8 protein-coding genes are annotated in these 11,143 nt (G+C 69.7%); 5 read left to right on the top strand and 3 right to left on the bottom strand.

The features are described from left to right. The first annotated feature begins 77 nt into the window (after positions 1-77). Genes sdhC through ABZS54_RS28715 form a run of 4 tightly spaced genes read left to right on the top strand, consistent with a single transcriptional unit; the run spans position 78 to position 3,488 of the window. The gene (sdhC, locus tag ABZS54_RS28700) at positions 78-458 is read left to right on the top strand and encodes a succinate dehydrogenase, cytochrome b556 subunit (protein WP_355542205.1); all 381 of its coding nucleotides are present in this window, start codon (positions 78-80) and stop codon (positions 456-458) included. Position 459: 1 nt separating this feature from the next. Continuing rightward, positions 460-924, top strand: coding sequence for a succinate dehydrogenase hydrophobic membrane anchor subunit (locus tag ABZS54_RS28705; protein ID WP_355542207.1), 465 nt, complete (start codon positions 460-462; stop codon positions 922-924). A gap of 27 nt (positions 925-951) precedes the next feature. Next, positions 952-2,709, top strand: a complete 1,758-nt coding sequence (sdhA, locus tag ABZS54_RS28710) for a succinate dehydrogenase flavoprotein subunit (protein WP_355542209.1) — start codon at positions 952-954, stop codon at positions 2,707-2,709. Next, the gene (locus ABZS54_RS28715; RefSeq protein WP_026219069.1) at positions 2,706-3,488 is read left to right on the top strand and encodes a succinate dehydrogenase iron-sulfur subunit; all 783 of its coding nucleotides are present in this window, start codon (positions 2,706-2,708) and stop codon (positions 3,486-3,488) included. Before sdhA ends, ABZS54_RS28715 begins: the two co-directional genes overlap by 4 nt. Positions 3,489-3,544: 56 nt before the next feature. On the opposite strand, the gene ABZS54_RS28720 is transcribed toward ABZS54_RS28715, so the two are convergent. The 3 genes from ABZS54_RS28720 to mfd all read right to left on the bottom strand — a co-directional run bounded on the left by ABZS54_RS28720 (position 3,545) and on the right by mfd (position 9,093). Further along, complete coding sequence (locus tag ABZS54_RS28720; protein WP_355542212.1) at positions 3,545-4,597, bottom strand: MazG family protein; 1,053 nt, start codon at positions 4,595-4,597, stop codon at positions 3,545-3,547. 21 nt (positions 4,598-4,618) lie between these two features. Further along, entirely contained in the window at positions 4,619-5,338 is a 720-nt protein-coding gene (locus ABZS54_RS28725) for a SurA N-terminal domain-containing protein (RefSeq protein ID WP_355542215.1), read from the bottom strand. Between the two features lie 197 nt (positions 5,339-5,535). Then, positions 5,536-9,093, bottom strand: coding sequence for a transcription-repair coupling factor (mfd, locus tag ABZS54_RS28730; protein WP_355542218.1), 3,558 nt, complete (start codon positions 9,091-9,093; stop codon positions 5,536-5,538). Between the two features lie 265 nt (positions 9,094-9,358). Between mfd and ABZS54_RS28735 the strand changes: the two genes are divergently transcribed. Beyond that, on the top strand, positions 9,359-10,825 hold the full coding sequence (locus ABZS54_RS28735; protein ID WP_355542221.1) for an aldehyde dehydrogenase family protein: 1,467 nt from the start codon (positions 9,359-9,361) through the stop codon (positions 10,823-10,825). The last annotated feature ends 318 nt before the right edge of the window (positions 10,826-11,143 follow it).

Raw genomic sequence — 11,143 nt, forward strand, 5'->3', positions numbered from 1 at the left:
AGAGGGTCCGACACGGAATGCGGACACCCTCCCAGCCGGCCGCGTCCCCCTTGTACCGCACCCGGAGGGTAGTTTCCGTGCCGGCTGGAACGCTCTACCGCGGCCGGGAAGGCATGTGGTCCTGGGTGGCTCATCGAGTCACCGGCGTCCTCATCTTCTTCTTCCTGTTCGCGCACGTCCTCGACACCGCACTCGTTCGCGTATCTCCCGAGGCGTACGACCAGACGATCGACATCTACAAGAACCCGTTCGTCAACCTGCTCGAGTACGGGCTCGTCGCGGCCATCCTGTTCCACGCACTCAATGGTCTGCGGATCATCGCGGTGGACTTCTGGGAGAAGGGCCCGCGCTACCAGAAGCAGATGCTCTGGACTGTCGTCGGTGTCTGGGTCGTGCTGATGGCCGGGAGTGCCTACCCGATCCTGCAGCACTCGATCAAGACCATCTTCGGGAGCTGACATGTCTTTCAGCAATACGTCAGCCGCCACCATCGAAAACGCGCCCAAGATCCACGGCGGCGGTCCGTCGATCGAGTCTCCGCGCAGCAAGCGTTCACCGCGTTCGACCAAGACCAACTTCGAGCTCTACGGCTGGCTGTTCATGCGGCTGTCGGGCGTGCTCCTGGTCGTCCTGGTCATCGGCCACCTGATCATTCAGCTCGTCCTGGACGGCGGTGTGTCCAAGATCGGCTTCGCCTTCGTCGCGGGCCGCTGGTCCTCGCCGTTCTGGCAGTCGTGGGACCTCATCATGCTCTGGCTCGCCGAGCTGCACGGTGTCAACGGTCTGCGCACGATCATCAACGACTACGCGGAGCGGGACCAGACCCGGTTCTGGCTCAAGGCGCTGCTCTACACGTCCGCGCTGATCGTGCTTTTCCTGGGGACCTTGGTGATCTTCACCTTCGACCCGAACATCGGCAGCTGACCAGTACCCGAGGACTGAACGAGCATCATGCAGACCCACAAGTACGACACCGTCATCGTCGGCGCGGGCGGCGCCGGCATGCGCGCGGCCCTGGAGTCGAGCAAGCGCAGCCGTACCGCCGTACTGACCAAGCTGTACCCCACGCGTTCGCACACCGGCGCCGCACAGGGCGGCATGTGTGCCGCCCTCGCGAACGTCGAGGAGGACAACTGGGAGTGGCACACGTTCGACACGGTCAAGGGTGGTGACTACCTCACCGACCAGGACGCCGCGGAGATCATGTGCAAGGAGGCGATCGACGCCGTCCTGGACCTGGAGAAGATGGGCCTCCCCTTCTCCCGGACGCCCGAAGGCCGGATCGACCAGCGCCGCTTCGGTGGACACACCCGCGACCACGGCAAGGCGGCCGTGCGCCGCTCCTGCTACGCGGCGGACCGCACCGGCCACATGATCCTGCAGACGCTGTTCCAGAACTGCGTCAAGCAGAACGTCGAGTTCTACAACGAGTTCTACGTGCTCGATCTGCTCCTGGCCGAGGACGAGGCGGGCAACAAGACCACCTCGGGCGTCGTCGCCTACGAGCTGGCCACCGGCGAGATCCACGTCTTCCAGGCCAAGTCGGTGATCTTCGCGACCGGCGGCTTCGGCAAGGTCTTCAAGACCACCTCGAACGCGCACACCCTCACCGGCGACGGCATGGGCATCGCGTGGCGCCGGGGGCTGCCGCTGGAGGACATGGAGTTCTACCAGTTCCACCCGACCGGTCTCGCGGGCCTGGGCATCCTGCTCACCGAGGGCGCCCGCGGTGAGGGCGGCATCCTGCGCAACGCGGGCGGCGAGCGCTTCATGGAGCGCTACGCGCCGACCATCAAGGACCTCGCGCCGCGTGACATCGTCGCGCGCTCGATGGTCCTGGAGGTGCTCGAAGGCCGTGGTGCGGGCCCGAACAAGGACTACGTCTACCTCGACCTGACCCACCTGCCGGCGGAGCAGATCGAGGAGAAGCTGCCCGACATCACCGAGTTCGCGCGCACCTACCTGGGCGTCGAGCCGACCACCGAGCTGGTCCCGGTGTACCCCACCGCGCACTACGCGATGGGCGGCATCCCGACCAACGTCGAGGCCGAGGTGCTCTCGGACAACACCACGGTGGTGCCCGGTCTGTACGCGGCCGGCGAGGTCGCCTGCGTGTCCGTGCACGGCTCCAACCGGCTGGGCACCAACTCGCTGCTCGACATCAACGTGTTCGGTCGGCGCGCCGGCATCGCCGCCGCCCAGTACGCCACGTCGCACGACTTCGTCGAGCTGCCGGAGGCCCCCGAGGCCACCGTGGTCGAGATGATCGAGCGGCTGCGCGACAGCGCGGGCACCGAGCGGGTCGGCGCGATCCGCGCCGAGATGCAGGAGACGATGGACGCCAACGCGGGCGTCTACCGCACCGAGGAGACGCTCAAGCAGGCGCTCTCCGACATCAAGGGCCTGCAGAAGCGCTACCTGGACGTCTCCATCCAGGACAAGGGCAAGCGGTACAACACCGACCTGCTCGAGGCGATCGAGCTGGGCTTCCTGCTCGACCTCGCCGAGGTCCTGGTGGTCGGCGCGCAAAACCGCAAGGAGTCCCGCGGCGGGCACGCCCGCGAGGACTTCCAGGCGCGCGACGACGAGAACTACATGAAGCACACGATGGCGTACCGCGAGGTCGACGCGAAGGGCGAGCACTCGATCCGCCTGGGCTACAAGCCGGTCGTGGTCACCCGCTACCAGCCGATGGAGCGTAAGTACTGATGACTGCCGTAGTGGAAGAGACCGCGCCCGGCAAGGGGCACGGAGCCACGGCCGCCGAGCGTGACCACACCCTGATCACGATCACGCTGCGGATTCGCCGGTTCAACCCGGAGACCGACGCGGAGCCGTACTGGCAGGACTTCAAGGTCGAGGCCGACCCGACCGAGCGCATCCTGACCGCGATGATGAAGATCAAGGCGGAGCAGGACGGTTCGCTGACCTTCCGTCGCTCGTGCGCGCACGGCATCTGCGGCTCGGACGCGATGCGGATCAACGGCCGCAACCGGCTGGCCTGCAAGACCCTGGTCAAGGACTTGGACATGGCCAAGCCGATCACGGTCGAGGCGATCAAGGGCCTGAAGCTGGAGAAGGACCTCGTCGTCGACATGGATCCGTTCATGCAGGCGTACAAGGACGTGATGCCGTTCCTGATCACGTCGGGCAACGAGCCGACGCGCGAGCGTCTGCAGTCGCCGGAGGATCGCGAGCGTTTCGACGACACCACCAAGTGCATCCTGTGCGCGGCGTGCACCACGTCGTGCCCGGTGTTCTGGAGCGACGGGCAGTACTTCGGCCCGGCCGCGATCGTCAACGCGCACCGGTTCATCTTCGACTCGCGGGACGAGGGCGCCGAGGAGCGTCTTGAGATCCTCAACGAGAAGGAGGGCGTGTGGCGCTGCCGCACGACCTTCAACTGCACCGAGGCGTGCCCGCGTGGCATCGAGGTCACCAAGGCGATCCAGGAAGTCAAGCGCGCGCTGATCTTCCGTCGCGTGTGATCGATTGACGCGACGAGGGCCCGGAACCGATCGGTTCCGGGCCCTCGTGCGTTCGGCTAGCGTCCTTCGACCTCGCGCACTCGGTCGCCGTGGCGCAGGGTCGCGGCGCGCAGCGCGGTCTCGGCGTCGACGCCCTGGCGGGCGGCCAGTTCGGTGACGGCGAGCAGCAGGTCGCCGATCGCCTCGGGGCCGGCGTAGTCGTCCTTCTCGAAGGCCGTCGGCAGCACGGGTGTGGGCACGGTCAGCCCCGCCTTGCGGGTGCGGGACAAATGCTTCGCGGCCAGCGCCAGTGCCGGCTGACTCATCGCGATGCCGTCCAGCGCCGAGGCCCGATCGCTCTTCTCCGCCGCCTTGAGCGCGTCCCAGTTGGCCTCGACCGCCTCGGGCGTGTCCGCTTGCACGTCCGCGAAAACGTGTGGGTGGCGGCTGATCAGCTTGTCCACGATGCCGCCGGCCACGTCGTCGATCGAGAACGGGTCGGCCTCGTCCTCCTCGGCCACCCGGGCGTGGAAGAACACCTGCATCAGCACGTCACCGAGTTCCTCGCGCAGGTGCTCCCGGTCCCCCGAGTCGATCGCGTCGACCAGCTCGTAGGTCTCCTCGACCAGGTACCGCGCGAGCGACTCGTGGGTCTGCTCCGCGTCCCACGGGCAACCGCCGGGTGAGCGCAGCCGGTCCATGACCGCGACCAGGTCGAGCAGTCGCGCACCGGGCAGGTCCCATGCGCCGGGCAGCAGTTCGATCTCCGGAATCGGCTCGGCGTCCTCGCCACCCGCCGCGGCCTGTGCCAGCGCCGGGCCCAGGCCCGGGTCGTCGTCGGTGGCCGCGAGCCACACCACCAGCCCGGTCCGGGCCCGCTCCAGCAACCGGCGCGCGAGCGCGCGCGGGCCCGCGTCGAGGTCGACGATCTCGACCTCGACGCCCGCCTCGCGCAGATACGGCAACTGCGGGTGGTCGGCGTCCGCGGTCGACACGCACCCGGTCGGGGTGCCGGCCGCCTCGCGTAGCGTGTGCCACGCGGGCCAGCTCAGCAGACCGGGTGCGACCCGATGGGTCCCGGCGAGCAGGACGAGACGGGCGGGCGGCGCGGAAGCAGGCGAGTCACTCACCCGGCCAGCCTACGGTCCGGGTCAGGTGCCGCTCTCCGTGCCGGGCGGGACTTCCACGAGGCCGGGTACGGCGGGCTGGGTGCCCGCCGCGAGCCACGAGTACGTGGCGGGCGTCGTGCTCAGCTTCGCCGAGTCCCAGGTGCCGTACCGCGGGTTCACGGTGATCTTCATCGAACTCGCCACGTCGCTCAGGTAGCCGTTCAGCTGCGTCTGGGCTTCGGCCGAGTCGAGCTGGATCCCGCGCGCCTTGGCGATCTCCAGCTTGAGCGCCTCGGCGCGCACGAAGTCGTCCACCTCGCCGGGCAGCACCCCCGTCTGCAGCAGCCGGGCCTGGAGCGCCTCCGGGCTGCCGAACCTCTTCTCCAGGGAGCGCCGGGCCTGGAGCACCTGGGTCGCGGTCAGCGTGACGTGATTGCGCCGGGCCGCCTCGTCGACCACCCGCCGCGAGATCAGCTGCACCAACTCGGCCTGGTTGGCCTCCAGCTGGGCGCTCGTTCCGGTCAGCGGCAGGTTGTTCCGAGAGAACGCCTGCTCGAGCCGGTCGACCTTGGCGTTCAGGGTGGAGATCTCGATCCGGTCCCCGCCGACCGTGGCGGCGGCACCGGCCTTGGACTCCGAGCAGCCGGCGAGCGCGAAACCGGTGACCAGCACCAGGCCCACCGCGGCCATCCGGGCCCGGGACGCGGATCGCCGCCTGCGGCGCGCGGGATCGACAGGGACGGAACGCGACGTGCGACTCACACGAACTCCCGGGGCTCGATGGCGCTGTACGGCGGTGCGACTGTCGGCCACGGCAGGCGTGCGCCCCATGACCAACGATCAAAGATACGGGTGGGCACGCTCGAAGTCCGCACATTCGCCAAGATCATCCACGCCGGTCGGCGGACGGGCCGGCTCGGTTCCCGGGCCGGCACACCGCACCGGCCCGGGAACCGCCGCTACTTCGTCGCCGCGCCGATCGGCTCCAGCAGGATCGCGTCCACCAGGTCGCGCGCCCAGGCCAGCAGCGCCACGTCACGCAGCGGTTGGCCGCCGATCCGGGCGGTCATCGGCTTGGGCACCAGGATCTGCTGGGTGGCCGTCTTGACCAGGGTCTTCGGGTAGAGCCGCTGGAGCCGCAACTGCTGCGACTCGCGCAGGTCGACCGGCCCGAACCGGACGAAGTTGCCCTGGAGGGTGACGTCGGCCAGGCCCGCGCCGCGCACGTGCGCACGGAATCGGGCCACCTCCAGGAGGTTCTCCACCGGCTGCGGCAACGGCCCGTAACGGTCCACCAGTTCGGCCCGCACCGCGTCGATGTGCGATTCACAGGTGATCGCCGCGATCCGCCGATACGCCTCCAGGCGAAGTCGCTCGCCGGGCACGTAGTCGTGCGGGACATGTGCGTCGATGGGCAGCTCGACCCGGATCTCGGAGATCTCCTCGGCGCCCTCGCCGCCGGCCGCGAGTTCCTTGTACTGGTTGACCGCCTCGCCCACCATGCGCACGTACAGGTCGAACCCGACGCCCGCGATGTGCCCGGACTGCTCGCCGCCGAGCAGGTTGCCCGCGCCGCGGATCTCCAGGTCCTTCATCGCCACGAACATGCCCGCGCCCATCTCGGTGTGCTGGGCGATGGTGGCGAGCCGCTCGTGTGCGGTCTCGGTCAGCGGCTTCTCCGGTGGGTACAGGAAGTACGCGTAAGCGCGTTCGCGCCCGCGACCGACCCGGCCACGCAGCTGGTGCAGCTGGGACAGGCCGAAGTTGTCGGCCCGCTCGACGATCAACGTGTTCGCGTTGGAGATGTCGATGCCGGATTCGACGATCGTGGTGCAGACCAGGACGTCGAACTCCTTCTCCCAGAAGTCCACGACCACCTTTTCGAGCGCGTTCTCGTGCATCTGGCCGTGGGCGATCGCCACCCGGGCCTCGGGCACCAGTTCGCGGATCTTCGCTGCCGTGCGGTCGATCGACTCGACCCGGTTGTGGATGTAGAAGACCTGGCCCTCGCGCAGCAGTTCGCGTCGGATCGCGGCGCCGATCTGCTTCTCCTCGTACGGTCCCACGAAGGTGAGCACCGGGTGCCGCTCCTCGGGCGGCGTGGTGATCGTGGACATCTCGCGGATGCCGGTGACCGCCATCTCCAGGGTGCGCGGGATCGGCGTCGCGGACATCGTCAGCACGTCCACGTTCGCACGCAGCTTCTTCAGCTGCTCCTTGTGCTCGACGCCGAAGCGCTGCTCCTCGTCGACGATGACCAGGCCCAGGTCCTTGAACTTCGTCTCGGACGAGAACAGCCGGTGGGTGCCGATCACGATGTCGATCGAGCCCTCGCGCAAACCCTCCAGCACCGCCTTGGCCTCGGTCTCGGTCTGGAACCTGGACAGCGACTTCACCACGACCGGGAACTGCGCGTAGCGCTCGGAGAACGTGGAGAAGTGTTGCTGGACCAGCAGCGTGGTGGGCACCAGGACGGCCGCCTGCTTGCCGTCCTGGACCGCCTTGAACGCAGCGCGCACGGCGATCTCGGTCTTGCCGTAACCGACGTCGCCGCAGATCAGCCGGTCCATCGGGATCGGCTTCTCCATGTCGCCCTTGACCTCCTCGATCGAGGAGAGCTGGTCGGGCGTCTCGATGTAGGGGAAGGCGTCCTCCAGCTCGCGCTGCCACGGGGTGTCCGCGCCGAACGCGTGTCCGGGCGCGGCCATCCGGGCCGAGTAGAGCTTGATCAGGTCGCCGGCGATCTCCTTGATCGCCTTCTTCGCCTTGGCCTTGGTCTTGGCCCAGTCGGCACCGCCGAGCCGGTGCAGGGATGGGCTCTCGCCGCCGACGTACTTGGTCACCTGCTCCAGCTGGTCGGTGGGCACGAACAGGCGGTCCCCGGGTTGGCCGCGCTTGGCCGGTGCGTACTCCAGGACCAGGTACTCGCGCTGCGCACCCTGCACGGTGCGCTGGAGCATCTCGACGTAGCGACCGACGCCGTGCGACTCGTGCACGACGAAGTCGCCGGGCTTGAGCTGAAGCGGGTCGACCATGTTGCGCCGCCGGCTGGGCAGCCGGCGCATGTCCTTGGTGGAGGTGCGCTGGCCGGAGACGTCCTCCTCGGTGAGCACGAGCGTGCGCAGCGGCTCGGAGCTGAAGCCGTGGCCGATACAGCCCGTGGTCACGTGCACGATGCCGGTGTCCGGCACTCGGTCCAGGTCGGCGTCCAGGCGGGCGGCCACGCCCTCGCCGGACAACGTCTCGACGAAGCGCGCCGCCGGGCCGTGACCTTCGGTGACCAGCACCACGCGCCAGTCCTCGGCGAGCCGGCCCTTGATCTCGGCCAGCACCCGCTGCGCGTCGCCGCGGTAGGCCTCGACCTCGACCGCGCCGATCTCGGTGCCCGCGTCGTCGGCATCGGCGCTGAACGGGCTGAGCGACCACCACGGCACGCCGATCTCGCCGGCGTGTTCGCGTACGTCCGCCAGGCTCCACAGCGACGCGGCGCCCAGGTCGATCGGGCTCTCCCCACCACCTGCCGCGGCGGCCCAGGAGGCGTCCAAAAACTCGCGACTGGTGGCCACCAGGTCCGCCGAGCGGGTGCGCACCCGCTCCGGGTCGCAGACCAGCACGTGACTCCCGGCCGGCAGCACGTCCAGAAGCAGTTCCATGTCGTCCACCAGGGCGGGCGCGAGCGACTCCATGCCCTCGACCGCGATGCCCTCGGCGATCCGGCCGAGCATCTCGACCAGCCCGGGGTGCTCCACGAGCAGCTCGCGGGCCCGCTCGCGCACCTGGTCGGTGAGCAGCAGTTCACGGCAGGGCGGTGCCCACAGACCGTGCTCGGCGGTCTCCAGGGAACGCTGGTCGGCGACCTTGAACCAGCGGATCTCCTCGACCTGGTCGCCCCAGAACTCGACCCGGAGCGGGTGCTCCTCGGTCGGCGGGAAGACGTCCAGGATGCCGCCGCGCACCGCGAACTCGCCGCGCTTCTCCACCAGGTCGACCCGGGAGTAGGCAGCGGCCGCGAGCTGGTCGACCACGGTGTCGAGGGCGATGTCCCGACCGGCGGTCAGGGCCACCGGCTCCAGGTCGCCGAGCCCCTTGACCTGGGGCTGGAGCACGCTGCGAATCGGTGCGACGACGACCTTGAGGGTGCCGGTGCCGGAGTCGGCGAGGCTGCCCGAGGTCGGGTGCGCGAGTCTGCGCAGCACCGCGAGTCGACGCCCGACGGTGTCCGAGCGCGGGGAGAGCCGCTCGTGCGGCAGCGTCTCCCACGAGGGGTATTCCACGACGGAGTCCTCGGGCAGCAGCGACCCGAGCGCGGCCACCAAGTCCTCGCACTCGCGGGTGGTGGCGGTGACCGCGAGCACCGGCCGGTCCGCGCGGGCCGCGAGGGCGGCCACCACGAACGGGCGCAGTGCCGGTGGTCCGACGAGGTCGAGGGCGGTACCGCGGCCCTCGGACGCGGCCCGCACCGCCTCGGCGACGGCGGGGTCCTGGACGACGATGTCTAGCAGACCGGTCAGACTCATGGGCCGGTTGGATCCTCCGCAACGCGAACGGCCCCGACCTTGGAAAAGGACCGGGGTTCCCCGACCACACTACGCCCGAAGGGGTCGGTGTCGCCCGGGATGACATCGTGTGACTGTGACCAGTACCGCCCACCTCTCCCTCTTGGCAATACGACTGTTAGAGGGTCCAATGGCCCTGCGAACAGGAATCTGACGGGTCGTCGGATTCCCGACGGGCCGTCGGGAGTCCGGGGCAGCGGCTGGACCAGGGGAGACGACGGACACGATGAGCAGCGCGCAGCAGAAGCTCTACATCGGCGGCGAATGGGTCGAGCCGGAGCGCGGTCACTACGAAGTGATCAACCCGGCGACCGAGGAGGTCGTGGGCCTGGCGCCCGAGGCGTCGGTGGAGCAGGCGAACGCGGCCGCGGCGGCGGCGGCCGAGGCGTTCGGCACCTGGTCGCGGACCACGCCCGAGGAGCGCGCCGGCATCCTGGACCGGGCCGCGGATCTGTTCCTGAAGATGGGCGGCGAGGTGGTCCCACTCGCCTCCGCCGAGACCGGCGCGACCCTCGCGGTCGCGGGCATGATGCAGTTGGGCACCACGTACTCGCGCTTCAAGCGCTACGCCAAGGGCGCGCTGGAGCCGACCGAGTTCGCGCTGAACCCGCAGGCGACCCCGGAGACCGCGCTGAGCAAGGCGGGCATCTTCGGCGCACTGGAGGTGCGCCAGCCGGTCGGCGTGGTCACCTGCATCACGTCGTACAACAACCCGCTGGCGAACACCGCGGGCAAGGTCGCGCCGGCCCTGGCGATGGGCAACACGGTCGTGGTCAAGCCCGCGCCGCAGGACCCGCTGGCGGTGTACCGGATGGCCGAGGCGCTGGCCGAGGCCGGGCTGCCCGCCGGCGTGCTGAACATCATCACCGGCTCGGGGGTGGACGTCTCCGAGGCGACGGTGGCCTCGCCGCACGTGGACATGATCAGCTTCACCGGCTCGACGCTGATCGGCTCGCGGATCGCCGAGGTCGCGGGCCGCACGTTCAAGCGCCAGCTGATGGAGCTCGGTGGCAAGGGCGCGTGCATCGTGCTCGACGACGCGGACCTGGACGCGGCCGTGCACGGCATCGGCACGGTGTGGAGCTTCTACGCCGGCCAGATCTGCACCGCGCCGACCCGGGTGATCGCCCAGCGCGGCATCTACGACCGGCTGGTGGAGCGGCTCGCGGAGCACGCGAGCGGGCTCAAGGTGGGCAGCCCGCTGGACCCGGCGACGCAGGTCACCCCGGTCATCTCGGCGGTGCAGCGCGGCCGGGTGGAGGCGCTGATCGCCAAGGGCCGCGAGGAGGGCGCCCGACTGGTGGTCGGCGGCGAGCGTCCCGACTTCGAGAAGGGCTTCTACGTCGCGCCCACGCTCTTCGCGGACGCGACCAACGAGATGACCATCGCGCGCGAGGAGTTCTTCGGCCCGGTGGTCACGGTAATCCCGTTCGACGGTGACGAGGAGGAGGCGATCCGGCTCGCCAACGACTCGGACTACGGCCTGATCTCCTACGTGTTCGCGGGCGACACCACGCGCGCCTACGGCATCGCGCGCCGGCTGCGCTCGGGTGGTGTCGGGGTGAACACCGTGGGTCGCAACATGGAGGCACCGTTCGGCGGCTTCAAGCAGTCCGGTGTCGGCCGCGACGGCGGCTCGTACGGGCTGGCCGCCTACAGCGAGATCCAGAGCATCGTCTGGCCCAGCGCCTGACCGGCTCGCATCGACCGCGGACGGCCCCGGGATCCTTCCCCGGGGCCGTCCGCATGTTCGCGCCCGGGACGCCTCGGGTTCGCCGGTTTCCCGCGTGGGAGTGAACCTGTGCCCATAACCTGATGGGCGGTCCGCGGCGCTCGGCCGCGGGCTCGTCAGGGGGGATCACGCACGATGGCACAACCGCAACGCCTGGTCCGGGCCTGGTCGGGGGGGGGGGGGGGCCGCCCCCCCCCCGGGGGAGTCCCGGCGGGGGGGCGCCGCCGGTGGTTGGTTTGGGGGGCGGTTGCCGCGCTAGGCCGCCGGGGGGGGGGGGTC

The sequence above is a fragment of the Embleya sp. NPDC005575 genome, assembly GCF_040605455.1.
In the GTDB taxonomy this organism is placed as follows: Bacteria; Actinomycetota; Actinomycetes; order Streptomycetales; family Streptomycetaceae; genus Embleya.